Below are 24943 nucleotides of genomic sequence, written 5' to 3'. Positions count from 1 at the left end.
GTAGGGCAGTAGGGCAGTAGGGCAGTAGGGCAGTAGGGCAGTAGGGCAGTTGGGCTGCCACTCCCTGCAAATAACCTCCGTGAGCTTAGTTCCAGAAGGGCATGACCGTCGGCCGAATTTTCTTGACCGTCTTTGGGACCTCCGGCTCGCAGTTCTACTGCCCTACTGCCCTACTGCCCTACTGCCCTACTGCCCTACTGCCCTACTGCCCTCCAGGGAATTCACATGACCGAACTTTCCGCCTTTCATGACGTGCGCTTTCCCGTCGCCGTGTCGTTCGGGGCGACCGGCGGGCCGGAGCGGCGCAACGAGATCGTGGCGCTGACCTCCGGGCGCGAGAAGCGCAACGCCCGCTTCGCGCAGTCGCGCCACCACTACGACGCCGGCACCGGCGTGCGCTCGCTGGCCGACCTCTATGACATCGTCGACTTCTTCGAGGCGCGGCGCGGCTCGCTGCACGGCTTCCGCTTCCGCGACCCGTTCGACATGAAATCGTGCCGTGCCGACCAGGCGCCGTCCGACGCGGACCAGGTGCTCGGCACCGGCGACGGCAGCAGGGCGCGGTTTGCCCTGGTCAAGCGCTACGGCGACGGGGCTGGCTCCTATGTCCGGCCGATCCGCAAGCCCGTGATCGAGACGCTGCGGGTGGCGGTGGCGGGCAGCCCGCAAGCGGCGCCGGGCGACTACGGTTTCGACGAGGCGACGGGCGATATCGTGTTTGTACCGGCAGCCGTGCCGGGCGCGGGCGAGGTTGTGACGGCCGGTTACGAGTTCGACGTGCCGGTGCGCTTCGACACCGACCGGCTGGAGGTGGGCATCAGCGCCTTCAAGGCCGGCCGCATCCCCTCGATCCCGCTGGTGGAGGTGCAGCTTTGAGCGTCTATCCGGAGGCATTGGCCGCGCATCTCGACGGCGAGACGACGACCGTCTGCCATTGCTGGCGGCTGACGCGGCGCGACGGCACGGTCAGGGGATTTACCGACCACTACCGGCCGCTCACGGTGGATGCTGCCGATTTCCGGCCGCTTACCGGCTTCAGCGCAACGGAGGCACGCGACACTCTGGGCCTGGCGATCGACACGGTGGACGTCGAGGGCGCTTTGTCCTCCGACGAAATCGACGAGGCCGACATCGCGCGGGGGCTCTATGACGGGGCGACTGTCGAGACGCTGCTGGTCAACTGGGCCGAGCCGTCGCAGTTCGCCGTGCTGCGCAGTGCCACGATAGGCAAGATCACGCGGCGCGACCACGCCTTCGTCGCCGAGCTGAAGAGCCGCGCGCATGCGCTGGACCAGGTCAACGGCCGGCATTTTTCCAAGAGATGCGATGCCGAGCTGGGCGATGGCCGCTGTCGTTTCGCGCTCGATCAGCCGGCGTTTTCCGGCAGCGGCACGGTGCTGGCCGCATCCACTCCCGACCTGCTGACGGTTTCGGGCCTGGACGGATTCGCATCCGGCTGGTTCTCGCTCGGGCGTGTCGAATGGACCACCGGGGCGCTGGCCGGCCGGGTCTCGCATGTGACGAGCCATGTGAAGGACCAGACCGGCGTCTGTCTGGCGCTCCAGCCGGGCGAGGGCGTAGCCCCGGAACTCGGCGACGGCTTCGTCGTCCGGGCCGGCTGCGACAAGGCTTTTTCCACCTGCAAGGAAAAGTTCGGCAACGCGCTGAACTTCCAGGGCTTTCCGCATCTTCCCGGCAATGACGCGGCCTATGGCTACGCCGTCGACGGCGACGTGTTCGACGGCGGACCGCTGGTGCCATGAACATGGGCGCGGGATACGACGCGGCGGAGCGGATCGTCGCCGAGGCGTTGGGCTGGGTCGGTACGCCCTACCGGCACCAGGGATCACGCAAGGGCGTGGGCTGCGACTGCCTCGGCCTGCTGCTCGGCGTCTGGCGAAGCGTCTACGGGACCGTCCCGGAGGACCCCGGCCCCTATGCGGCCGACTGGGCCGAGGCCGGCGGCGAGGACCGCCTGCTTGAAGCGGCACGGCGGCACTGCCGCGAGAAGCCGGCCGGCACGGCGGCCGCCGGCGACCTGCTGCTGTTCCGCTGGCGCGCAAGTCTGCCGGCAAAACATGCGGCGATCCTGATCGCGCCCGACCGCTTCGTGCACGCCTACGAGGGCAGCGCGGTGGTGGTGAGCCCGCTGGTGCCGCAATGGCGAAAGCGCATCGCCGGGGTTTTCGCCTTTCCCGACATCTCGACGCCTGATCGTCAGGGCTGATCCATGGCAGTTCTTCTCCTGCAAGCCGCCGGCGCCTATCTCGGCGGGCTGTTCGGCTCGTTCGGCGCCACCATCGGCACCGCCGCCGGGGCGCTCGCCGGCTACACGCTCGACCGCGCCCTGCTCGACGGGACACGTCGGATCGAGGGACCGCGGCTTTCCGGCGCTCGCCCGCTGACGGCCGAGGAGGGGGCGCCGGTGCCGCGGCTCTACGGCACGGCGCGGCTGGGCGGCGTGGTGATCTGGGCGACGCGCTTCGAGGAGGTCACGACCACCCGCCGGCAGGGCGGCAAGGGTGGCACCAAGGTCACCGAATACAGCTATTTCGGCAACGCCGCCTTCGGCCTGTGCGAGGGCGAGATCGCCGGCGTGCGGCGCGTCTGGGCCGACGGGCGCGAGCTGGATCTCACCAAGCTCGAGATGCGGGTTCACAGAGGTACTGCCGACCAGCCGCCCGATCCGCTGATCGCGGCAAAGCAGGGCGGGGCCAATACGCCGGCCTATCGCGGCCTTGCCTATGTCGTGTTCGAGCGGCTTCCGCTCAACGACTACGGCAACCGCATCCCGCAGATGCAGTTCGAGGTGCTGCGCCCGGTGGGCGAGCTGCGCGACGGCATCCGCGCCGTGGCGCTGATTCCGGGTTCGACCGAATACGGGCTCGACCCGCGGCCGGTCATGAAAAGGCTGCGGCCGGGCGAGACAGTGCCGGAAAACCGGCATGTGCTGTTCGGTGCGGCCGACATCACCGCCTCGCTCGACGAATTGCAGGCGCTTTGCCCCAACCTCGCCGACATCGCGCTGGTGGTCTCCTGGTTTGGCGACGATTTGCGCGCCGGCCACTGCACCGTGCGGCCTGGCGTGACCAAGGCGACCGGCGTCAATTTCTCGAAACCATGGAGCGTGTCCGGCGTCGGGCGCGGCGGCGCCAGGCTGGTGTCCTCGCATGGCGGAGGATCGGCCTATGGCGGCACGCAGACCGACGCCTCAGTCGTCGCCGCGATCCGCGAGATCAGGGCGCGCGGGCTGAAGGTGACGCTCTATCCCTTCGTCATGATGGACGTGCCGCCCGGCAACGAGCTGCCCGACCCTTATGGCGGGACGGAGCAGGCGACCTATCCCTGGCGCGGCCGCATCACCTGCTTTCCCGGGCCAAACCAGGGGGAGTCCGCGGACAAGACCGCGGCAGCGCGCTTGCAGGTCGAGGCATTTTGCGGGGCGGCCGAGCCGGCGGATTTCTCCATCGACGACGAGACGGTCGAGTTCGACGGCTCCGCGGGCGACTGGGGATTTCGCCGGCTGGTGCTGCACTACGCGCATCTGGCGCTGGCGGCGGGCGGCGTCGACGCTTTCCTGGTCGGCTCGGAGATGCGCGGGCTCACCACATTGCGCGACGGAGCGAACGCCTTTCCCTTCGTCGAGACGCTTTGCGAACTGGCCGACGCGGCGAAGGCGCTGCTCGGGCCGGAGACGGCGATCTGCTACGGTGCCGACTGGACCGAGTATTTCGGATACCGTCCCACCGACGGCTCGGGAGACGTGTTCTTCCATCTCGACCCGCTGTGGGCGCGGCCGTCGATGGCCGCCGTCGGCATCGACAATTACATGCCGCTGTCGGACTGGCGCGACGCCGACTATTTTTCCGGCAATCCGGACAGCGCCAGCGGACCCTACGATCCCACGGCGCTGCGGGCGGCGATCAATTCGGGCGAGGGCTTCGACTGGCATTATGCCGGCTTCGCCGACCGCCAGGCGCGGCTGCGCACGCCGATCACCGACGGCGCCTACGAAAAGCCGTGGGTGTTCCGCTACAAGGATCTGGTCGGCTGGTGGTCGAACCCGCATTTCAACCGGATAGGCGGCGTGGAACTGCCGACGCCGACCGACTGGGTGCCGCGCGGCAAGCCGATCTGGCTGACGGAACTGGGCTGCCCGGCGGTCGACAAAGGGCCGAACCAGCCCAACGTCTTCGTCGATCCGAAGTCGAGCGAGAGTTTTACCCCCTATTTCTCCAGCGGCGGCCGCAGCGACCTGGCGGTCAAGCGTTTTCTCGAGGCGCACGCCTCGCATTGGGATCCGGCGAGCCCAGGCTTCCGGCCGGCCGACAACCCGCTCTCGCCCGTCTATGGCGGGCGCATGCTCGACCATGAAAGGATCTATGTCTGGTGCTGGGACGCGCGGCCTTTCCCGGCCTTTCCGCTGCAGGCGGACGTGTGGGCGGATGGCGCCAACTGGCAGCTCGGCCACTGGCTGAACGGGCGGCTGGAGGGGCCGGACGCCGGCTCGCTGATCAACGCCATCCTCGCCGACCACGGATTGCCGCCGGCGGATGCGAGCGAGGCCGACGGCTGCCTGCACGGCTATGTCGTCGACGAGCCGGGCTCGGCACGGGCGGCGCTCGAGCCGCTGGTCGATCTGTTCGATCTCGCCGTCCGGGAGGAGCCCGGCGGGCTGGTGTTCCGCTCGGCACGGGCGCGCACGGCCGCGCCGCTGACGATCGAGGCGATGGTGGTGGAGGACGGCGCCGCCACCGTCGAGCGGACGCGAGCGCCCGATCACGAGCTTCCCGTCGAGGCGGTTCTCGCTTTCCGCGATCCGCTGGCGGCGTTCCAGTCGGCTTCCGTGCGTTGCCTGCGGGCGGGCGCGGCGGGAAAGCGCCAGCAGACAGTGAGCTTTCCCGGCGTGCTGGAGCGCGAGCAGGCGCAGGCGCTCGCCGCCGACTGGTTGGCCCGCGCCTGGGCCGGCCGCGAGACCGTGGCGTTCTCGGCCGCAAGCTACCGGCAGGGGCTGGAGCCGGGCGCCGTCATCCGGCTGCCGGGGCCGGACATCTCCGAATATCTGGTGACGGAGGTCGAGGACGGGCTGGTGCGGCGACTGAAGGCACGCCGCATCGAGCGGGCCGCGCCGTCCGTGTGGGCCACTGTTCCGCCGGAGACGCAGCCCGGCCCGGTGATCGAGGCCGGCCAGCCGCATGTGCTGTTCCTCGACCTGCCGGGCCGCGCCGCGACGACCGCGCCGCAGGACCATTTCCGCGTTGCCGCCTGGCAAAGGCCGTGGCGCAGCCAGGTGCTGCTCGCCTCGCCGGACACGACCGGCTTTTCGCAGCGCGCGACGATCGACCGGCCGGCCGATCTGGGTGAACTCGCAGACCCGTTGCTGCCGGGCGCTTTCGAGGGGCGGGTCGACCGGTCGACGGCGCTTCTCGTCACGCTGTTCGATGCCGAGGCCGAAAGCGTCAGCCGGCTGCAGCTGCTCAACGGCGGCAACGCAGCGGCGGTGCTGGCCGCCAACGGCGTCTGGGAGGTGCTGCAGTTCGAGACGGCCGAAGAAATCGCGCCGGATCTGTGGCGGCTCGCCAAACTTCTGCGCGGCCAGCTCGGCACCGGCGATGCAATGGCGGCGGGCGCGGCGGCCGGCGCGCCGTTCGTCCTGCTCAACGAGCGGGTGAGGGCCGCCGGGCTGATGAGCGGCGAGATCGGGCTGCCGCTGAACTGGCGGGTCGGTCCGGCCGGCGCGGTGCTGTCCGTCGAGACCTTCTCCAGCCATTCCGGCACCGGTGGCCTGCGGGCAAGGCTGCCGCTGGCGCCGGTGCATCTGAGATGCCGGAAGGTCGCGGGCGGCGACCTCGCCTTCTCCTGGGTGCGGCGCGGCCGGATCGACGCCGACGACTGGGCGGCGACGGAAATCCCGCTGGGCGAGGAGCGGCAGGAATACCGGATCGACGTCGCCGCCGTGGGCGGGCTGGTGGTGCGCAGCGTGACCGTCGTGCTGCCGGCGTGGACCTATCCGGTAGCCGAGATCCTTGCCGATTCCGGCGGGATGCCTTCGGAACTCGACGTGACGGTGCGCCAGCTCAGCCTTCCCGCCGGCTGGGGCATTCCGGCGACGCGGCGGTTCGCTCTCTGACGACCCGGCTGGCCCGGTCTCTCATGAAGATGATTCAGTGTCTGAACGGCCTGAATCGGCGTCTTCGATCTTTCCCCCAATTGCCTGAAAGGATTTGGCAAATGACCGATAGCAAACCCTGGTACCTGTCGCGCACCGTGTGGGCCGCCGTCGTCACCATCCTGGTCGCGCTGCTCGGCCTGCTCGGCGTGCCGACCGACGGCTTCGACGATGCGGCCTTCGTCGACACGCTGCTGCAGGCGGCGACGGCGGTCGCCGGCGTGGTGGCGCTGCTCGGCCGGCTGGCCGCGAGGGCGCGGATCGGGTGAGATTTTCCTGCAGAGTTGCTCCGGAATCGTTCATTCCGCGTTCAGAAGGAATGCGCTAGAAACGGCGGCATGAAACGCTTGCTTTCCCATCTCCGGTCCGGCCTTGCGGCGCTCGGCGCGGCGGGCTTCCTGGCCTCCGAAGCGGTTGCCGGTCCCGTGGCGCTGCCGCCGGTCTCCGCCGACGAGCGCCCCGTGCTGCTCGCGCAGGCGGATTGCTATGCGATCGGCCAGGAAGTGGCGGCGCAGCGCGGCGGCACGCTGGCGCGCGCCAGCCAGTCGAACCAGGGCGGGCGGCCGGTCTGCGTGATCGTCGTGCTCATCCCCGGCAAGGACGGCCAGCGGCCGCGCCGCACCGAAGTCGTCGTGCCGCTGAACTGAACTCGGTTCGCGTGGCGCCGCCGGTCCTGTAAGATACCTTTCCCCTGTTCTGGCGGATGATTCCATGCGGATACTGGTCGTCGAGGATGACAAGGACCTGAACCGGCAGCTCACCCAGGCGCTGACGGATGCGGGCTATGCGGTCGACAAGGCCTTCGACGGCGAGGAGGGGCATTTCCTCGGCGACACCGAGCCCTACGACGCCGTCGTGCTCGACGTCGGCCTGCCGCAGATGGACGGCATCAGCGTGGTCGAACGCTGGCGCCGCGACGGGCGGAAAATGCCGGTCCTGATCCTGACGGCGCGCGACCGCTGGAGCGACAAGGTGTCCGGCATAGACGCCGGCGCCGACGACTACGTCACCAAGCCGTTCCATATCGAGGAGGTGTTGGCGCGGCTGCGGGCGCTGATCCGCCGCGCCGCCGGGCATGCCTCATCCGAGCTCACCTGCGGGCCGCTCAGGCTAGACACCAAGGCGTCGAAGGCGGACATGAACGGCATGCCGCTGAAGCTGACCTCGCACGAGTTCCGGCTGCTGGCCTATCTGATGCACCACATGGGCGAGGTGGTTTCGCGCACCGAGCTGGTCGAGCATCTCTACGACCAGGATTTCGACAGGGATTCCAACACGATCGAGGTGTTTGTCGGCCGGTTGCGCAAGAAGATGGGCGTCGACATGATCGAGACGGTGCGCGGCATGGGCTACCGCATGCGCGAGCCGGCGGCGTGACGGACGTCGCGCCGCGGGCGGAAAAACCGCGGCGCTGGACGCCGAGGCTGGCGCCGCGCTCGCTGGCCGTCCGTGTCGTCGCCTTCTCCACCATCTGGGCGATCATCGCGCTGATCGCCATCTACACGGTGATCGCCGCGCTCTACCAGCAGGCCAGCGAGCGCGGCTTCGACAGCCTGCTTTCGGCGCATCTGTTCAACCTCATCGGCTCCGTCGGCGTGTCGGCTTCCGGTATGCTCACCGGCTCGCCGGATCTCGGCGATCTGCGCTTCTCCGAACCGGAATCGGGCTGGTACTGGGAGGTCAAGCCGGTGGCGCGCGGGCTCACCGGCGACCTGCGCTCGCTGTCGATGACGCAGGACGTTCCCTCGCCGAGCGCCGAGGAGGCGCCGTTCAACGAAAGCTTCCAGCGCAACTATCTCACCGACGGCATCGGCGGCGAGGAACTGGAAGTGCTCGAGAGCGAGTTCGTGCTGGACCAGCAGAACCGCGTCGCGCGCTTCCGCGTCATGGGCAACCGCTCGGAGCTGGAGCGGGAGATCGACGTCTTCGAGTGGCGGCTGTTCACCTACCTGTCGCTGTTCGGCATCGGCATGATCGCCATCAACGCCGCCGCGATCCTGCTCGGCCTGCGGCCGCTCGGCCGCGTGCGCGAGGCGCTGGCGAAGGTGCGCGAGGGCACGGCGCAGCGGCTGCGCGGCACCTTTCCGACCGAGATCGAGCCGCTCGCCAACGAGACCAATGCGCTGATCGAGAACAACCGCCGCATCGTCGAGCGCTCGCGCACCCAGGTCGGCAATCTCGCCCATTCGCTGAAGACGCCGCTGGCCGTGCTGATCAACGAGGCGCGGGCGCTGGGCGGCGACAAGGGCAAGATCATCGCCGACCAGGCGACGGCCATGCAGAGCCAGCTCGAGCACTATCTGCAGCGCGCGCGCATCGCCGCGCAGCGCGACAGCGTCGTCTACCGCACGCCGGTGACGCCGCTTTTGCAGCGCATCGTACGGGTGATGGCGAAGCTGAATGCCGGCGTCAGCGTGTCGTTCGCGCCGCCGGCCGCCGACATCCTGTTTGCCGGCGAGCGCGAGGATCTGGAGGAGATCGTCGGCAACCTCCTGGACAACGCGATGAAATGGGCGAACCGGCGGGTGGTGGTGTCGCTCGCGCCGGCCGCTCTGAGGGACGAGCACGGCATGTTCGCCATCACCATCGAGGACGACGGGCCGGGCATTCCCGAGGACAAGGCGCGCGAGGTGCTGAAGCGCGGCAGGCGGCTGGACGAGAGCAAGCCGGGAACCGGACTCGGCCTGGCGATCGTTTCCGATCTGGTCAGCGAGTACGGTGGCGCGATCGAACTGGGCCGCGCCGGCATCGGCGGTCTGAAGGCGGTTGTCCTCCTGCGCCGCGTCGAGTAGAGGCTGAGGCTTGGCCGTGGCAAGGTGCCGCGGCCAAATTTCGGCCAAATATCAACCCTATCGCGGCGGCATTCACAATGTCGTGCGCGGCATCGGTCGGTGGTGGGAATGGCTATTCGTACGGTGCTGCTTGCCGCTCTTCTGGCCATCTCGGGCTGCGCGACGATATCGGGCGCCGGTGGCGGCGCAGGCACGGACGTCACGCCGCCGAGCGGCTCCGGCAAGGCCAGCATGGTCGGCGGGCTGATCACCGGGTCGCTCGGCTCCGGTCTCGGCTCCGGCGACAGGCAGAAGGCGCTCGCCGCCGAATACCAGGCGCTAGAATACACCCAGAGCGGGCAGACGGTCTCCTGGACGGGCGGCCGCGCCGGCCGCTCCGGCGACGTGGTGCCGGCGCAGCCCTACCGGGTCGGATCGCAGGACTGCCGCCAGTATACGCACAAGGTTGTGATCGACGGCGCCACGCGCACGGCGCGCGGCACGGCCTGCCGCAATGCCGACGGAAGCTGGGCGACGCTGAGCTGACAGCCCGGCCCGGACGGCCGACGCCCGGTCAATCAGCCGCAGCGCCGGCGATTGGCAGGGGCCGCCGACACGGATATTGGAAGGCGCATGCTGTTCTGGATCGTCGCCGCGCTGCTGACGCTGGCTGCCAGCCTGGCGGTGATGCTGCCGCTGGCGGGCCGGACCCGCGCCGACAACCCGCGTGATCACGACATCGAGGTCTATCGCGACCAGCTCAGGGAGCTGGAGCGCGACGCCGCGCGCGGCCTGATCGGCCCTGCCGAAGCCGAGGAGGCGAAAGCCGAGATCGGCCGGCGCATCCTGCGGCTGGCCGGGCCCGAGAACGCGGATTCCGCAAGGGCCGGCGCAAAACTTCCGCGCATGGTCGGTGTTGCCGCCGTGCTTGCGGTTCCCGTGATCGCCTGGGGCGTCTACGCCGTCACCGGCTCGCCGGCATTGCCCGGCCAGCCGCTCAGCGCCCGGCTGGCCGAAGATCCTGCCGACAGCTCGCTCGAGGAACTGATCGCCCGCGCCGAGGGTCATCTCGTGTCCAATCCCGAGGATGGACGCGGTTGGGACGTGCTGGCGCCGATCTACCTGCGCGGCGGGCGCTTCGCCGATTCGGTTTCCGCCTATCGCAACGCCATCCGGCTGCAGGGCGAGACGCCCGACCGCCTTGCCGGTCTCGGCGAGGCGCAGGCGAGCGCTGCCGGCGGGCTGGTCACCGCCGAGGCAAGAGCTTCCTTCGACCAAGCAATGGCGGCGGACCCCGCCAATCCGAAGGCGCGTTTCTATCTCGCTACCGCGCTCGCCCAGGAGGGCAGGCTGAAGGAGGCGGGGGAGGCGTGGCGGACGATGCTTTCAGCGCTGCCGGCCGACAATCCATGGCGCGAGGCGGTGCAGCAGGCGATCGCCGAGGCGGACCGCCGCATGGCCGCGGCCGATGCGGCTCCCGCCGCCGGGCCGAGCCAAAGCGAGATCGAAGCGGCGCAGGAGATGTCGCCGCAGGACCGCGCCGCCATGATCGAGCAGATGGTGGCCGGGCTTGATCAGAAGCTCAGGGAGAATCCGCGCGATCCGGAAGGCTGGATGCGGCTGGTGCGTTCCTATGCCATGCTCGGCCGGACGGATGCGGCCCGGGATGCGCTGGCGCGCGGCCTGGAGGCGCTCGACGGTGACAGCGAGGACGGCAGGCGCCTGCTGGCGCTGGCCGCCTCGCTCGGCCTGCCGGCGACGGAGTGAGACGCCGATGACCCGCAAGCAGAAGCGACTGTCCGTGATCGCCGGCGCGCTCGCCTTCCTCGGCGCCGCCACGGCGCTCACCTTCTACGCGCTCGGCCAGAAGGCGTCGTTCTTCTACATGCCGGCCGAGCTGCAGGCGGCAGCCCTGGAGCCCGGCCAACGCGTGCGGCTGGGCGGGCTGGTCGAGGCCGGCACGGTGAAGCGCGGGCAGGGCACGGAAGTGTCGTTCTCTGTGACCGATGGCGAAAAATCGGTGCCGGTCGCCTATGTCGGCATCCTGCCGGACCTTTTCAGAGAAGAGCAGGGGATCATCGCCGAAGGAACCCTGCGGCCGGACGGCGTTTTCGCCGCCGACAGCGTTCTCGCCAAGCATGACGAGACCTATATGCCCAAGGAAATCGCCGACAGCCTGAAGGAGAAGGGCGTATGGAAGGACGAGACGGCGGGATCGGGGTCGTGACATGATCGTCGAAACCGGCCATTTCGCCCTCGTGCTGGCCTTCGCGCTGGCGCTGGTCCAGTCGGTGGTGCCGCTGGTCGGCGCGCGCACCGGCGAAGCGCGGCTGATGGCGGCGGGCGGGCCGGTGGCCATCGCCGGTTTCGCGCTGACGGCGCTCGCCTTCGCGGCGCTGACGGCGGCCTACGTCCAGTCCGACTTCTCGGTCGCAAATGTCTGGCAGAACTCGCATTCGCTGAAGCCGATGCTCTACAAGATCACCGGCACCTGGGGCAACCACGAGGGCTCGATGCTGCTCTGGGTGGTGATCCTCGCCTTCTTCGGCGCGCTGGTGGCGGTGTTCGGGCGCAACCTGCCGGCGACGCTGCGCGCCAAAGTGCTGGCCGTGCAGGGCTGGATCGGCGCCGCCTTCCTGCTGTTCGTGCTGGCCACCTCGAACCCGTTCGTCCGGCTCGAACTGGCGCCGTTCGAGGGCCGCGACCTCAACCCTATCCTGCAGGACATCGGCCTCGCCATCCATCCGCCGCTGCTCTATCTCGGTTATGTCGGCTTCTCCATCTCATTCTCCTTCGCCGTCGCCGCGCTGATCGAGGGGCGCATCGACGCGGCCTGGGCCCGCTGGGTGCGGCCGTGGACGCTGGCCGCCTGGGTGTTCCTGACCGGCGGCATCGCCATGGGCTCCTACTGGGCCTATTACGAGCTCGGCTGGGGCGGCTTCTGGTTCTGGGATCCGGTCGAGAACGCCTCCTTCATGCCGTGGCTGGCGGGTACCGCGCTGCTGCACTCGGCGATCGTCATGGAAAAGCGCTCGGCGCTGAAGATCTGGACGATCCTGCTCGCCATCCTCACCTTCTCGCTGTCGCTGCTCGGCACCTTCCTGGTCCGCTCCGGCGTGCTGACCTCGGTGCATGCTTTCGCCACCGATCCGACGCGCGGCGTCTTCATCCTCGGCATCCTCGTCGTCTTCATCGGCGGTTCGCTAGCGCTGTTCGCGCTGCGTGCCGGCAGCCTCACGGCGGGTGGCCTGTTCCACCCGATCTCGCGCGAAGGCGCGCTGGTGCTGAACAATTTGTTCCTGACGACCGCGACGGCGACGGTGCTGGTCGGCACGCTCTATCCGCTGGTGGTCGAGGCGATCTCCGGCGACAAGATCTCGGTCGGCGCACCGTTCTTCAACCTGACCTTCGGGCCGCTGATGCTGCCACTGCTCCTGCTCATCCCCTTCGGGCCGCTGCTCGCCTGGAAGCGCGGCGACGTCCACGCGGTGGCGCAGCGGCTGATGGCGGCGTTCGGCGGCGCGCTGCTCGCCGTGCTCGCCACCTTGCTGCTGGTCGACGGCGCGTCGGTGTTCGCCGCGCTCGGGATAGGGATCGCGGTCTGGATGGTTCTCGGCGCGCTCACCGACCTGGCGCAGAAATCCGCCCTCGGTGCGGTGCCGCTCGGCGTCGCCGCGCGGCGCTTCGCCGGACTGCCGCGCTCGGTGTTCGGCACGGCGCTGGCGCATATGGGCATGGGGCTGAGCGTTCTCGGCATCGTCGCGACGGTCGCCTTCGAAGTCGAGCACATCACCGTCATGAAGCCGGGCGAGACCACCGAGATCGCCGGGCGCACGCTGCGCTTCGAGGGCGTCGCGCCGGTGCAAGGGCCCAACTTCACCGAGACGCAGGCGCGCTTCGTGCTGATGCAGGGCGGCGTTTCGCGCGGCGCGCTGACGTCGGCCAAACGCATCTACACGGCCCGCCAGATGCCGACCACGGAAGCCGGCATCCTGACGCTGGGCCTGAGTCAGCTCTATGTCTCGCTGGGTGACGAGACCGGCGACGGCGGCATGGTCGTGCGCATCTGGTGGAAGCCGCTGGTCACCCTGATCTGGCTGGGCGGGGCGGTCATGATGGCAGGCGGCGCCGTCTCGCTGACCGATCGGCGGCTGCGCGTCGGCGCGCCGTCGCGGCGTACCCGGCCGTCGGCCGTGCCCTCCGGAGCCAAGGCGTGAGGCGGCTCGGCATCCTTGCCGCCGCGCTGCTGCTCGCCGTCGCGGCCGCAATACCCGCCGGCGCTGTGCAGCCGGGCGAGAGGCTGGCCGATCCGGCGCTGGAGGCGCGGGCGCGGTCGCTTTCGGCCGAGCTGCGCTGCATGGTCTGCCAGAACCAGTCGATCGACGATTCCGACGCGGAGCTTGCGCATGATCTGCGCGTGCTGGTGCGCGAGCGGCTGTCGGCCGGCGACACGGATGCGCAGGTGCTCGACTTCGTCGTCGCCCGCTACGGCGAGTTCGTGCTGCTCAAGCCGCGCTTCAACGCCCGCAACGCGCTGCTGTGGGGCACGCCCGTGCTGTTGCTGGTGGTGGGCGGCGCTGTCGTTTTCGCGTTCGGCCGATCAAGGCGGCGATACGCAAGCGAGAAGCTTTCCGGCGAGGAGCAGGCGGCGCTGCGGCGGATTCTCGATGAGAATGGCAAGGGGCGGCCAGAAGGCGCCTGACTGACAGCCACCCCTGACGCTTTGGTGGCCGACTGCGAGCTACGGGTGATTGCCGATCGCTGTCATCAGCTCGAACACACGCTGCTCCTCCGCGAATCCCTTGAGCGCGTGCCTGCCGAGGTCCCCGACCGCTTCGGCCGGCAGTTCGGCGGCGGCCTCGGCCGAGCAGACGGCGCGCTTGTCGAGCAGCTTGGCGATGCCTTCCAGCCGGCTGACATAATTGACCGTCGGGCCGACCACGGTGAAGTCGAGCCGGTCCCGGCTGCCGATGTTGCCGTAGACGAGCGGCCCGACATGCAGGGCGGCGACGAAGGGCAGGTCCCTGGCCGCTTCGTGAGCGAACGCGGCGGCGATGGCGCGGGCGGCGCGCAGGCAGGCATCCCGGCGTCCGGAGTCGCGCGCGGGAAAGACGGAAAGCACGCCGTCGCCGATGAACTTGAGCACGTCGCCGCCCTCGGCGCGCACCGAATCGACGACCACCTCGAAATAGCGTCCCAGCCGGTCGAGCAGCGCGTCCGGGGCTAGCCGTTCCGACTGGCCGGTGAAATCACGCATGTCGGTCACCAGCACCGCGGCTTCCGCCTCGGTCATCTGGCCGCGCTGGAAGTCGCCCTTGACGACGCGGCTTGCCGGGCCGGAGCCGAGATAGACCTCGAGCAGGCTCTCCATGGAATGGCGCATGGCAGCGGGTTCCAATGCGGCGGCGATCGCCGGCGCCAGTTCCTCGATCAACGCCACCTCCGGATCCGCGAAGCCGCTCGGCCGGTCCGTCGTGAAGGCGCCGACCTGCACCGAGCCGTCGCCATATTCGATAGGCAGGGCCAGATAGCCGGTGCTGCCGGCTTCCGCCAGCTCGAACAGCACGGGATGGTCGCGGCCCGCCACCAGATGTTCCAGCGAACATCGGAAGCTCGTGCGGGTGGTGATGACGTGCTCGAACGGGCTGCCGCGATAGGAGGCGGTGGAAAGCATGCTGCGCGGCACCGTGTAGAGCTCCGCGCCGCCGTCCCTGGTCCATATCACGCCCCAGGCGCCGATCAGCGGATTGGAAACCCTTTGGCCGATCCGCACCCGCCACAGCGGAACGCCGGCGGCGACCAGACGCTCCGCCAGCCCTCCGACAATCCCCTCCGGCGGAAGGCTTTTGCGCGCCGGGCCGATCAGCCAGGCGGCGATCGGCTGCAGTTGAGAATTTTCCAGGTCGGCCACGATGTCCTCCTGCGCCGCCACGCATCGGACATATAGGAGGAGGGCCGGGACAAGCGAAGTCCAAGCTCCCGCGAACATTACCTAAATTTCATGTGCCGGAAATGGCGCCGTAATGTGCCGGCTCCTATTTCTCTTGCCAGCGGATGCCGCTCGAGACGCATCCCTTCAAGAGGAATAGAGCGACCATGAACACCCCCAACACTCCCGTTTCGCGGACCCGCACGCGCCTGCTTGCAGCGGCCGCGTCCCTTGCCATTGCCGGTGCGATCGGCTTCGGTGCCGTCACCAGCGGCACGGCTCCCGTGTTCGCCGAAGCCGTCCGCATCGACGGACCGCAGGCCCCCGGCTTCGCCGACGTCGTCGAGAAGGTCTCGCCGGCCGTCGTCAGCGTCCAGGTCAAGGCCAAGATCTCGCCCGCGTCCGATCGCGGTCCCGACGTCTTCTCGGGCCCCGGCTTCGACGATCTTCCCAACGACCACCCGCTCAAGCGCTTCTTCCGCGAGTTCCGCGGCGACGGCGATCGCAGCGACCGCTGGCAGCAGCGTCGCGGCAATCGCGAGAACCCGCGTCCCCGTCCCATGTCCCAGGGCTCCGGCTTCTTCATCTCCGAGGACGGCTATCTCGTCACCAACAATCACGTCGTCGAGGGCGGCTCGGCCTTCACCGTGGTGATGGACAATGGCGACGAGCTTGACGCCAAGCTGGTCGGCACCGACCCGCGCACTGACCTCGCCGTGCTCAAGGTCGACGACAGCCGCAAGTTCACCTATGTCGACTTCGCCGACGACGGCAAGGTGCGCGTCGGCGACTGGGTCGTGGCGGTCGGCAATCCGTTCGGCCTCGGCGGCACGGTGACGGCCGGCATCGTCTCGGCGCGCGGCCGCGACATCGGCGCCGGCCCGTATGACGACTTCATCCAGATCGACGCGGCGGTCAACCGCGGCAATTCCGGCGGCCCGGCCTTCAACCTGAACGGCGAGGTCGTCGGCATCAACACCGCCATCTTCTCGCCGTCGGGCGGCAATGTCGGCATCGCCTTCGCCATCCCCGCCTCAACCGCGCGCGACGTGGTGAAGGACCTGATCCGCGACGGCAGCGTGTCGCGCGGCTGGATCGGCGTGCAGATCCAGCCGGTGACCAAGGACATCGCCGATTCGCTCGGCCTGGCCGACGCCAAGGGCGCCATCGTCTCCGAGCCGCAGGCCGACGGCCCGGCCGTCAAGGCCGGCATCAAGTCGGGCGACGTGATCACCGCCGTCGACGGCAAGCCGGTCGGCTCGCCGCGTGAGCTGGCCCGCCTCATCGGCGGTATCCAGCCCGGCAAGTCGGTCGACCTGACCGTGTGGCGCGACGGCAAGTCCGAGCAGGTCAAGCTCGAGCTCGGCACGCTGCCGGGCAGCGACACGCAGGCTTCGGCCGACGACGGCAAGCCGCAGCAGGTCGAGCCGTCCTCGCTCGCCGATCTCGGCCTGACCGTCGCTCCCTCCGAGGACGGCAAAGGCCTGGTCGTGACCGATGTCGATCCGGACAGCGATGCAGCCGACCGCGGCATCCAGCCCGGCGACGTGATCACCGCGGTCAATTCGCGCGAGGTCAAGGGTCCGAGCGACGTGACCACCGCCATGGACGACGCCGCCAAGGCCGGCCGCAAGGCCGTCCTCATGCAGCTCAGCCGCGACGACACCAGCCGCTTCGTGGCGCTGCCCATCGGCCGCAGCTGACCGGTGTTGCCGGCGTTCCGCCCGACCACCCCCCGGGCGGGGCCGGCAACGTCGGACCGGCCGGCGTAGTCAGTCTGTCACGGCCGGTTCGGCGGCAGCGGTCCATCGGGCCGCTGCCGCACAATTGCGAGGAAAGGCGATGAGCATCCTGCCGGCAGAATTTCGCGAATTCGCGTATGGTGATCCGATGAAGATTCTGGTCATCGAAGACGATCGCGAAGCCGCGGACTACCTGCAGAGGGCGCTTTCGGAGGCGGGGCATACCGTACACGTCGCCGGCGACGGCGACAGCGGCTTCACGCTCGCCGACACCGGCGACTACGACGTCATGGTGGTCGACCGCATGCTGCCGCGCCGCGACGGCCTGTCGGTCATCGCCGGGCTGCGTTCGCGCGGCAACAGCACGCCAGTGCTGATCCTCTCGGCGCTGGGCGAGGTCGACGACCGCGTCACCGGCCTGCGCGCCGGCGGCGACGACTATCTGACGAAGCCCTATGCCTTCACCGAACTGCTCGCCCGGGTCGAGGTTCTGTGCCGCAGGGCCAACATCAAGGATGCAGAGACCGTCTACAAGGTCGGCGACCTCGAACTCGACCGCCTGTCGCATACGGTGCGGCGCGCTTCCCGCGAGATCGTCCTGCAGCCGCGCGAGTTCAAGCTGCTCGAATATCTGATGCGGCATGCCGGGCAGGTGGTGACGCGCACCATGCTGCTCGAGAACGTCTGGGACTACCACTTCGATCCGCAGACCAATGTCATCGACGTCCATATCTCGCGCCTGCGCTCCAAGATCGAGAAGGGGTTCGACAGCCCGATCCTGCACACGGTGCGGGGCGCGGGCTACATGCTGAAGGCTGCATAGCGGATGCGGCTTCCCGCCAGCTTCAGGACCACGGCCGCCCGCCTCTCGGCGCTCTATCTGCTGCTGTTCGGCCTGTGCGCGGTGGCGCTCGTCTTCTACATGACCGCTCTGTCGGCGCGCATGCTCGCCTCGCAGACGCAAGACACCATCAACGAGGAGGTGGTCGGGCTTGCCAACGCCTACCAACGCGGCGGGCTGCCGCTGCTGGTGCGCACCGTCGAGCGGCGCTCGCGCCAGCCCGGTGCCAATCTCTATCTGATCGCCGATGCCAACGGCCGCATCCTTTCCGGCAATGTCGAGAGCCTGGAGCCCGGCGTGCTCGACGTGGAAGGCTGGACCGAGCGGCCGTTCTCCTACCAGCGGTTCGGCGAGGGAGAGCGCCGCGCGCGCTCCGCCGCGGTGCCCGAAGCGCCCGCGGCGGAATCCGAGGTCCGGCATGCGGCGATCGCGCTGGTGCTGAGGATGCCCAACCAGATGATCATGCTGGTCGGCCGCGACCTCGGCGAGCCTGAGCGCTTCCGCGTCATCGTGCGCCGCTCGCTGATGGCGGCGCTCGGCATCATGGGCGTCGGCGCGCTGCTGATCTGGTTCTTCGTCGGCCGCCGCGCGCTGAAGCGCATCGACAACGTGTCGGAGGCGAGCCGCCGCATCATGGGCGGCGACCTGAGCGGACGCCTGCCGGTGACCGGGGCCGGCGACGAGTTCGACCGGCTGTCGGAAAACCTCAACGTCATGCTCGGCCGCATCGCCGAACTCAATGAGGGCCTGAAGCAGGTTTCCGACAACATCGCCCACGACCTGAAGACCCCGCTGACGAGACTGCGCAACCGCGCCGAGGCGGCGCTGGGCGGCGCACCGGGCGACAAGGGCTACCGCGAGGCGCTGGAGGCGACGATCGCCGAATCCGACCAGCTCATCCGCACCTTCAACGCCATCCTGATGATCTCGCGGCTGGAGGCCGGCTATTCGGCCGAGCAGACGGCGCCGGTCGACCTGAGCGAGGTGGTTCGCGACGTGGTCGAGCTCTACGAGCCGGTGGCCGAGGAGACGGAGGTGGCGCTGGCTGCCGATGTCCCCGCGGGCATGACCATCGAAGGCAACCGCGAGCTGATCGCCCAGGCGGTCTCCAATATCGTCGACAACGCCATAAAATACACGGCCGGTACCAACGCCGCGCCCAGGGTGACGGTGGCGCTGGAGAAGCGGGGCGGCGAGATCGTGCTCGCCGTTTCAGACAACGGCCCCGGCATTCCGGAGGAGGCCGACCGCAAGCGCGCCACCGAGCGCTTCGTACGGCTGGAGCAGAGCCGGTCGCAGCCGGGCTCCGGCCTCGGCCTCAGCCTCGCCAAGGCGGTGATGAAATTCCACGGCGGCCGTCTTGATCTAGAGCCGCGCGATCCCGGACTATCCGTCAACATGAGCTTTCCGGTCGGGAGGGAGACCTAGATGGCGGGAGCGGCGGACAAGGCAGTGGCAAAACCGCGTCTGTTCGAAGGCAGGCCGGCCCGGCTGAAGCCGCTCGATCCGGCCGAGGCAAGGAGGGAGCTGCGCGACGTCGCCGAGGCGGCGAAGGAGAAGAATCTGCCGCGCCTGTCGGCGCTGCTGTCGGGCCGCGACGCCGAGGCGGAGTTCCTCGCCGCCGTGTTCGACCTGTCCGATTTCATGCGCGACTGCGCCCGCCGCCGGCCGGAGATGCTCGATCAGCTCTTCGACGTCTCTGTCGAGGGCCGGCTTGCCGCGATCGTCGCGGCGGTGCGCGGACTGCCCTTCACCGACGGCGTCACCGAGAAGGCGCTGATGACCGACCTGCGCCGGCTGAAGCTGGAGGCGCATTTCCTGATCGCGCTCGACGATCTCGCCGGCATGACCGGCGCGGACAAGTCGGTGCGCCGCCTGAGCGACCTGGCCGACGCCTGCACCGCCGCGGCGATCGACTTCCTGCTGCGCGACGCGCATGAGGCCGGCAAGCTGAAGCTGCCCGATCCGGCAAAACCCGGTGAGGGTTCCGGCTGGATCGTGCTCGGCATGGGCAAGCTCGGCGCCCATGAGCTCAATTTTTCTTCCGATATCGACCTGGTGGTGTTCTTCGAGCCGGAGGCGCCGGCGATCCTCGATCGGCTCGAGGCCACCGACCTGTTCTCGCGGCTCACCAAAAGGCTGGTGCGCATCCTGCAGGACCGTACCGAGGCCGGTTATGTCTTCCGCACCGACCTGCGGCTGCGGCCGGACCCCGGCTCGACGCCGCTGGCGCTTCCCGTCGAGGCCGCGCTCAACTATTACGAGGCACGCGGCCAGAACTGGGAGCGCGCCGCCATGATCAAGGCGCGGCCGGTGGCCGGCGACATCGCTGCCGGCGGGAGGTTCCTGAAGGAGCTGCAGCCCTATGTCTGGCGCAAGTACATGGATTTCGCGGCGATCGCCGACGTGCATTCGATCAAGCGCCAGATCCATGCGCACAAGGGCCATGGCGAGATCGCCGTCAGGGGCCACAACGTCAAGCTCGGGCGCGGCGGCATCCGCGAGATCGAGTTTTTCGTGCAGACGCAGCAGCTCATCGCCGGCGGCCGCTTCCCGGAGCTACGCGGCCGCCAGACCGTGCCGATGCTGGCCGAGCTCGCCAAGCACCGCTGGATCACGGCGGAGGCGCGCGACGCGCTCGCCGCGCAATACTGGTTCCTGCGTCGCGTCGAGCACGCCATCCAGATGGTGGCGGACGAACAGATACACACGTTGCCGGAGACAGATGAGGGGCTCGACCGCATCGGCTGCCTGCTGGGCTACGACGGCTGCGACGATTTTTCGGCGGCGTTCCGCGCCTCGCTGCAGGAGGTCGAGAGCCACTATGCGGCGCTGTTCGAGAGCGCGCCCGAACTTTCCTCGGGCGTCGGCAATCTTGTCTTCACCGGCGACGTCGACGATCCCGACACGCTGCAGACGCTGAAGCGGCTCGGCTTCGAGCGGGCGAGCGACATCTGCCGGGTCATCCGCTCCTGGCATTTCGGCCGCTACCGGGCGACCCGCTCGGCCGAGGCGCGCGAGCGGCTGACCGAGCTGACGCCGGCGCTGCTGCAGGCCTTCGGCAAGACCCGGCGCGCCGACGAGGCGCTGCTGCGCTTCGACGCCTTCCTGGCCGGCCTGCCCGCCGGCATCCAGCTGTTCTCGCTGCTGCAGTCCAACCCGGCGCTGCTGAAGCTGCTCGCCACCATCATGAGCGCAGCACCCGCGCTCGCCGCCATCATCACCCGGCGGCCGCACGTCTTCGACGGGCTGCTCGACCCGGCGCTGCTGGCCGAGCTGCCGAGCCGCGACTACCTGGCCGGCCGCCTGGCTTCTTTCGTGGCGAGCGCCACGGCGCATGAGGAGGTGCTCGACCGGCTGCGCATCTTCGCATCCGAGCAGAAGTTCCTGATCGGGGTGCGGCTGCTGGCCGGCGCGATCGATGCGGCGCGGGCGGGAAAGGCGTTCTCCGACCTTGCCGACCTCACCATCGGGGCGGCGCTGGACGCGGTGGTCGCCGAATTCGCCATCCGCCACGGCCACGTGCCCGGCGGGCGCGTCGCCATCCTCGGCATGGGCAAGCTCGGCAGCCGCGAGCTGACGGCGGGCTCCGACGTCGATTTGATCCTGCTCTACGACCACGACCAGGACGCCGAGGAATCGGACGGCGACAAGCCGCTGGCGCCCTCGCACTATTACGCGCGCATGACGCAGCGCCTGATCGCCGCGGTCTCGGCGCAGACCGCCGAAGGCGTGCTCTACGAGCTCGACCTCAGGCTCCGGCCTTCCGGCAACAAGGGGCCGGTCGCCACCCATATCGATGCCTTCCGCAAATACCAGCGCAACGACGCCTGGACCTGGGAGCACATGGCGCTGGTACGCGCCCGGCCGGTGGCGGGGGACACGGGGCTCTGCGCCGAGGTCGAGGCGGAGGTCGAGGCGGTGCTGGCGCTGCCGCGCAAGCCGGCCAAGGTCTTGAAGGAAGCGGCCGACATGCGCCGGCTGATCGAGGAGGAGAAGCCGCCGCGCGACATGTGGGACATCAAGCTGATCCCCGGCGGGCTGATCGACCTCGAATTCATCGCGCAATGCGCGGTGCTGACCGGCAATGCCGAGGGCGACCGTGTCACCGGCACGGCGGAGGTGCTGGCGCGGCTTTCGCCCGCCTTCGCCGACGCGCAGACGCGGCAGGAGCTTTGCGACGCCGATGCGCTGTACGCGGCGCTCACGCAGATGATCAGGCTTTGCCTGACCGGTCCGTTCGAGCGCAAGGAGGCGCCGCCCGGCCTCATCGATCTTCTCATCGGGGCGACCGACTTGCCAGACATCGGCGTGCTTGAAGCGCACGTCAAGGAGACGGCGCAGCGGGTCCGAAGCCATTTCGGCCGGCTGCTTCGTGCCGGGGGGACCTGACGGCCGGACGCCGTCACGTCGCGCCGGAACCGCATCGGGGGTGACGATGCAAAGGAGAGCAGGAATGAAGACTTCCACGAAACTGGCGATGGCCTTCCTGGCGGTGGCCACGGCATCAGGCAGCGCGGCCTTCGCCGACGAGAGGCCGCGCGAGCGCGGCGAACGCGAGAACCTCCGCTTCGAGCGCGCGGATGCCGATTCCAGCGGCGACGTGACCTTCGAGGAGTTCGCGGCGGCGATGAAGAGCCGCATCGGCGCGGCCGATACCGACGGCGACGGCAAGATGACGGTGGCCGAGATCGCCTCCGAGATCGAGCGCATGCGCGCCGAGCGGCGGGCGCGGCGCATCGTCGAGCGCTTCGACGCGGACGGCGACGGCATGCTGACGGCGGCCGAGATCGAGTCACGTCAGAAGAAGATGTTCGCGCTGATGGACCGCAACGACGACGGCAAGATCGTGCCGGAGGAGATGCGGCAGGGCAGGAACTGGCGGCGGTAACGCTGCTTCCCTCCCCCTTAAGGGGGAGGGCAATCGCATATGGAGCTACCCCCACCCCTCAAGGGGGAGGGGGACCGGCTGGCGTCTCCGCCGACCACGAATCGTCGACGGTTTCGCATTGCATAGCAGCCGCAAAGTCCCCCTCCCCCTTGAGGGGAGGGGTTAGGGGTGGGGGTAACGGAGCAGCGAAATTCGTCGCCGTCTGCCATATGCGATTGCCCTGCCCTCAAGGGGGAGGGCAGTCGCTGCGCCTTACTCCGCCGCTTCCCGCATCGGCTCGGGGCGGGCCACCGCCGGCGTCTTGCGCGCGGGGATGCGCACCGACACGATGGTACCGACGCCCTCGGTCGAGCGGATCTTCAGCTTGCCGCCGTGCAGCTCCGCCAGCGAGCGTGAGATGGCGAGCCCGAGCCCGGAGCCGGCATGGCTCTTGGAGAACTGGTTCTGCACCTGCTCGAACGGCCGGCCGAGCTTGGTCAGCGCGCTTTTCGGGATGCCGCAGCCATTGTCCTCGATGGTCAGCATCATCGCGCCGGCGACGTTCTTGGCGCGCACCAGGATGTGGCCGCCTTCGCCGGTGAATTTGACTGCGTTGGAGAGCAGGTTGATGACGATCTGCTTGATGGCGCGGCGGTCGGCGACCAGCGTCATCGCCTCGGCGATGCGGGTCTCCACGGCGATCGACTTCTGCGCCGCCTGCAGCGAGATGACCCGCACCGTCTCGCTGATCAGCGGGTGCACGTCGATCTCCTCGCGCTCCATCGAGAACTGGCCGGCCTCGATCTTCGACATGTCGAGGATGTCGTTGATGACGCCGAGCAGGTGCTTGCCGCTGCTGTTGATGTCGCCGGCATATTCCTCGTAGCGCGGCGAGCCCAGCGGTCCGAACAGCTTTGACGCCATCAGCTCGGAGAAGCCGATGATGGCGTTGAGCGGCGTGCGCAGCTCGTGCGACATGTTGGCGAGGAATTCCGACTTGGCGCGGTTCGCGGCCTCGGCGCGGTCCTTCTCCTTCATGTATTTCCGGTTGAGGTCGACCAGCTCGCGCGTGCGCTCCTCCTCGTTGCGGCGCGCCTGGCTGAGATCGTGCAGATTGGCCATCAGCCGGCGCTCGCCGTCGAGCAGCTTCTCCTGGTGCTGCTTGATCAGCGTGATGTCGGTGCCGAGCGAGACGGTGCCGCCGTCGCGCGTCTTGAGCTCGTTGACCTGCAGCCAGCGGCCGTCGGCGAGCTGGCGCTCGTAGGTGGCGCCGCCGCGCGGCCCGTTCGGGTTGGCGATGCGCCGCTCGGCGACGAAGGCGGTCATGCGGCCTTCCAGTTCCTGGCGCGGAGTGCCGGGCAAGGTGTCCCGGTCGGAGAGGCCGCTGTCCTGCTGGTATTTGGTGTTGCACATGACCAGACGGCCGGCCGCGTCCCACAGCACGAAGGATTCGCTGATGCTCTCGACGGCCGTGCGCAGCCGCAGATCGGCGGCCTCGGAGCGCGCGGCGAGATGGCGCTGCTCGCTGACGTCGACGGCGATGCCGATGAGCTTGATCTCGGAGGCCTCGGCGTCGATCACCTGGGCGCGCGCCCGCACCCAGATCCAGCGCCCCTCGGCATGGCGCATGCGGAAAACCTGGTCGATGTTGTCGATCTCGCGCGCCACGATCTTTTCGGCAAGGTGGAACAGGTCGTGGTCGTCGCGATGGATGATGCCGGCGACCTCGCCGAAGGACAGCATCGACTCGCAGGGCTCGTAGCCCAGCATCTCGTACATGGAGCGCGACCAGTACATCTTGCCGCGCACCATGTCCCAGTCCCACAGGCCGCAGCGGCCGCGGATGAGGGCGAGGTCGATGCGCTGGTGGGCGTCGCGATAGACGCGGTCCGCCGTCTGGGCGCGGCCCGCCTGGCGGAAATAGGCGTAGAGCACGATGATCAGCACGCTGCCGGTCAGCACGAACAGGGTGATGTTGAGCGAGACGGCGCGCCGCCAGTCGGCGAAGACGGCATCCTGCGGGACCAGCGCGGCCGCAGCGACGCTGCGGTCGGACGAAAGGTCGACGGCGGCGAACCACGGCTGGCCGTCTATGGTCACCGCCGCCACGCCGGCCCGGTCGCCGAACATGAACAGCGGCTGGCCGCCGGAGACGATCGCGTCGAGGCGCGCGCCGCGCCAGGCCGAAGCGGACGGCGTGACCGCCAGCACGGTGAATCGCTCGTCCGTCACCGCGAGCACATGGCGGGAGCCGAGCATGGCCCGACGGTTCGCGTCGTCGACGAGCGCGCGCGCATCGGTCGCCCGGTCGCCCTCGTCGATGTTGGCCAGCTCGGCTTGCAGGCCCGCCGCGGCGAGCGCCAGCACGGTACGCGCATTGCGCTCGACCTCGTCGTGCTGGGCGAGCAGCGATAGTACGCGGACGGTCGCGATGACGATCAGGAAGACGATCACCAGGATGGGGATGGAACGCCTGAGCAGCGGCTCGATCGCCAGCAGCCGGCGATAGGTGGGGGCCAGGAACAGGCTGCCGCTGGTGCGAGCCCCCTTGCGCCCGGCAAAAGCCGATCTGTCGGGCGCGATCCACGCGTCCGTCCTTGCCATGAGAATGGCTCCCCGAT

General features: G+C 69.1%; 20 protein-coding genes. 18 read left to right on the top strand and 2 right to left on the bottom strand.

All coding sequences use genetic code 11. The annotated features are described in order from the left end of the window. Nucleotides 1–225: 225 nt before the first annotated feature. The 13 genes from AC5JDC_RS17985 to AC5JDC_RS17925 all read left to right on the top strand — a co-directional run bounded on the left by AC5JDC_RS17985 (nt 226) and on the right by AC5JDC_RS17925 (nt 13642). Entirely contained in the window at nt 226–876 is a 651-nt protein-coding gene (locus tag AC5JDC_RS17985) for a phage distal tail protein, Rcc01695 family (RefSeq protein WP_495843282.1), read from the top strand. Then, nucleotides 873–1763 (top strand): phage/gene transfer agent baseplate hub protein, encoded by an 891-nt coding sequence (locus AC5JDC_RS17980; protein ID WP_495843280.1) that lies wholly within the window; start codon nt 873–875, stop codon nt 1761–1763. Before AC5JDC_RS17985 ends, AC5JDC_RS17980 begins: the two co-directional genes overlap by 4 nt. Then, nucleotides 1760–2227, top strand: a complete 468-nt coding sequence (locus AC5JDC_RS17975) for an NlpC/P60 family protein (RefSeq protein WP_495843278.1) — start codon at nt 1760–1762, stop codon at nt 2225–2227. The genes AC5JDC_RS17980 and AC5JDC_RS17975 overlap by 4 nt, the downstream gene beginning before the upstream one ends. A 3-nt stretch (nt 2228–2230) precedes the next feature. Next, nucleotides 2231–6130: a baseplate multidomain protein megatron gene (locus AC5JDC_RS17970; protein WP_495843276.1), complete on the top strand. Its 3900-nt coding sequence runs from the start codon at nt 2231–2233 to the stop codon at nt 6128–6130. A gap of 101 nt (nt 6131–6231) precedes the next feature. Further along, on the top strand, nt 6232–6438 hold the full coding sequence (locus AC5JDC_RS17965) for a hypothetical protein (RefSeq protein WP_495843274.1): 207 nt from the start codon (nt 6232–6234) through the stop codon (nt 6436–6438). 69 nt (nt 6439–6507) lie between these two features. Beyond that, nucleotides 6508–6816, top strand: a complete 309-nt coding sequence (locus tag AC5JDC_RS17960; protein WP_495843272.1) for a hypothetical protein — start codon at nt 6508–6510, stop codon at nt 6814–6816. Between the two features lie 64 nt (nt 6817–6880). After that, entirely contained in the window at nt 6881–7546 is a 666-nt protein-coding gene (locus AC5JDC_RS17955) for a response regulator transcription factor (RefSeq protein ID WP_106774929.1), read from the top strand. Then, nucleotides 7543–8961: an ATP-binding protein gene (locus AC5JDC_RS17950; protein WP_495843270.1), complete on the top strand. Its 1419-nt coding sequence runs from the start codon at nt 7543–7545 to the stop codon at nt 8959–8961. The genes AC5JDC_RS17955 and AC5JDC_RS17950 overlap by 4 nt, the downstream gene beginning before the upstream one ends. A gap of 108 nt (nt 8962–9069) precedes the next feature. Then, the gene (locus tag AC5JDC_RS17945) at nt 9070–9486 is read left to right on the top strand and encodes an RT0821/Lpp0805 family surface protein (protein WP_495843269.1); all 417 of its coding nucleotides are present in this window, start codon (nt 9070–9072) and stop codon (nt 9484–9486) included. An 87-nt stretch (nt 9487–9573) separates the two neighbouring features. Next, nucleotides 9574–10707, top strand: coding sequence for a c-type cytochrome biogenesis protein CcmI (ccmI, locus tag AC5JDC_RS17940; RefSeq protein WP_495843267.1), 1134 nt, complete (start codon nt 9574–9576; stop codon nt 10705–10707). 7 nt (nt 10708–10714) lie between these two features. After that, nucleotides 10715–11167, top strand: a complete 453-nt coding sequence (ccmE, locus tag AC5JDC_RS17935) for a cytochrome c maturation protein CcmE (RefSeq protein WP_495843265.1) — start codon at nt 10715–10717, stop codon at nt 11165–11167. 4 nt (nt 11168–11171) lie between these two features. After that, nucleotides 11172–13157, top strand: coding sequence for a heme lyase CcmF/NrfE family subunit (locus AC5JDC_RS17930; RefSeq protein ID WP_495843286.1), 1986 nt, complete (start codon nt 11172–11174; stop codon nt 13155–13157). Continuing rightward, on the top strand, nt 13154–13642 hold the full coding sequence (locus tag AC5JDC_RS17925; RefSeq protein ID WP_106774933.1) for a cytochrome c-type biogenesis protein: 489 nt from the start codon (nt 13154–13156) through the stop codon (nt 13640–13642). Before AC5JDC_RS17930 ends, AC5JDC_RS17925 begins: the two co-directional genes overlap by 4 nt. Nucleotides 13643–13681: 39 nt before the next feature. On the opposite strand, the gene AC5JDC_RS17920 is transcribed toward AC5JDC_RS17925, so the two are convergent. Continuing rightward, a complete protein-coding gene (locus AC5JDC_RS17920; protein ID WP_495843264.1) occupies nt 13682–14851 on the bottom strand; it encodes an adenylate/guanylate cyclase domain-containing protein in 1170 nt (389 codons plus the stop codon). Nucleotides 14852–15036: 185 nt separating this feature from the next. Between AC5JDC_RS17920 and AC5JDC_RS17915 the strand changes: the two genes are divergently transcribed. The 5 genes from AC5JDC_RS17915 to AC5JDC_RS17895 all read left to right on the top strand — a co-directional run bounded on the left by AC5JDC_RS17915 (nt 15037) and on the right by AC5JDC_RS17895 (nt 22343). Then, on the top strand, nt 15037–16572 hold the full coding sequence (locus AC5JDC_RS17915; RefSeq protein WP_495843262.1) for a Do family serine endopeptidase: 1536 nt from the start codon (nt 15037–15039) through the stop codon (nt 16570–16572). 187 nt (nt 16573–16759) lie between these two features. Then, on the top strand, nt 16760–17434 hold the full coding sequence (locus tag AC5JDC_RS17910) for a response regulator transcription factor (RefSeq protein WP_106774983.1): 675 nt from the start codon (nt 16760–16762) through the stop codon (nt 17432–17434). 3 nt (nt 17435–17437) lie between these two features. Then, nucleotides 17438–18880, top strand: a complete 1443-nt coding sequence (locus AC5JDC_RS17905) for a sensor histidine kinase (RefSeq protein WP_495843261.1) — start codon at nt 17438–17440, stop codon at nt 18878–18880. Beyond that, nucleotides 18881–21844 carry a bifunctional [glutamine synthetase] adenylyltransferase/[glutamine synthetase]-adenylyl-L-tyrosine phosphorylase gene (locus AC5JDC_RS17900; protein WP_495843259.1) on the top strand — a complete coding sequence of 988 codons (2964 nt, stop codon included), beginning with the start codon at nt 18881–18883 and terminating at the stop codon, nt 21842–21844. Nucleotides 21845–21908: 64 nt separating this feature from the next. Then, nucleotides 21909–22343, top strand: a complete 435-nt coding sequence (locus AC5JDC_RS17895; RefSeq protein WP_495843257.1) for an EF-hand domain-containing protein — start codon at nt 21909–21911, stop codon at nt 22341–22343. Nucleotides 22344–22595: 252 nt separating this feature from the next. Here AC5JDC_RS17895 and AC5JDC_RS17890 read toward each other — a convergent pair whose 3' ends face one another. After that, a complete protein-coding gene (locus AC5JDC_RS17890) occupies nt 22596–24926 on the bottom strand; it encodes a PAS domain-containing sensor histidine kinase (protein WP_495843255.1) in 2331 nt (776 codons plus the stop codon). Between the last annotated feature and the right edge of the window lie 17 nt (nt 24927–24943).

The sequence above is a fragment of the Kumtagia sp. genome (assembly GCF_059502445.1).
Note: the sequence above shows the minus strand (reverse complement) of the source record. Positions and strands in the feature narration are given on the sequence as shown.

Coding starts and splice junctions, on each gene's coding strand:
- AC5JDC_RS17955 (WP_106774929.1), top strand. CDS start 6,881: ATGCGGATACTGGTCGTCGAGGATGACAAGGACCTGAACCGGCAGCTC.
- AC5JDC_RS17945 (WP_495843269.1), top strand. CDS start 9,070: ATGGCTATTCGTACGGTGCTGCTTGCCGCTCTTCTGGCCATCTCGGGC.
- AC5JDC_RS17985 (WP_495843282.1), top strand. CDS start 226: ATGACCGAACTTTCCGCCTTTCATGACGTGCGCTTTCCCGTCGCCGTG.
- AC5JDC_RS17900 (WP_495843259.1), top strand. CDS start 18,881: ATGGCGGGAGCGGCGGACAAGGCAGTGGCAAAACCGCGTCTGTTCGAA.
- AC5JDC_RS17960 (WP_495843272.1), top strand. CDS start 6,508: ATGAAACGCTTGCTTTCCCATCTCCGGTCCGGCCTTGCGGCGCTCGGC.
- AC5JDC_RS17915 (WP_495843262.1), top strand. CDS start 15,037: ATGAACACCCCCAACACTCCCGTTTCGCGGACCCGCACGCGCCTGCTT.
- AC5JDC_RS17905 (WP_495843261.1), top strand. CDS start 17,438: ATGCGGCTTCCCGCCAGCTTCAGGACCACGGCCGCCCGCCTCTCGGCG.
- ccmI (WP_495843267.1), top strand. CDS start 9,574: ATGCTGTTCTGGATCGTCGCCGCGCTGCTGACGCTGGCTGCCAGCCTG.
- AC5JDC_RS17910 (WP_106774983.1), top strand. CDS start 16,760: ATGAAGATTCTGGTCATCGAAGACGATCGCGAAGCCGCGGACTACCTG.
- AC5JDC_RS17890 (WP_495843255.1), bottom strand. CDS start 24,926: ATGGCAAGGACGGACGCGTGGATCGCGCCCGACAGATCGGCTTTTGCC.
- AC5JDC_RS17895 (WP_495843257.1), top strand. CDS start 21,909: ATGAAGACTTCCACGAAACTGGCGATGGCCTTCCTGGCGGTGGCCACG.
- AC5JDC_RS17965 (WP_495843274.1), top strand. CDS start 6,232: ATGACCGATAGCAAACCCTGGTACCTGTCGCGCACCGTGTGGGCCGCC.
- AC5JDC_RS17970 (WP_495843276.1), top strand. CDS start 2,231: ATGGCAGTTCTTCTCCTGCAAGCCGCCGGCGCCTATCTCGGCGGGCTG.
- AC5JDC_RS17975 (WP_495843278.1), top strand. CDS start 1,760: ATGAACATGGGCGCGGGATACGACGCGGCGGAGCGGATCGTCGCCGAG.
- ccmE (WP_495843265.1), top strand. CDS start 10,715: ATGACCCGCAAGCAGAAGCGACTGTCCGTGATCGCCGGCGCGCTCGCC.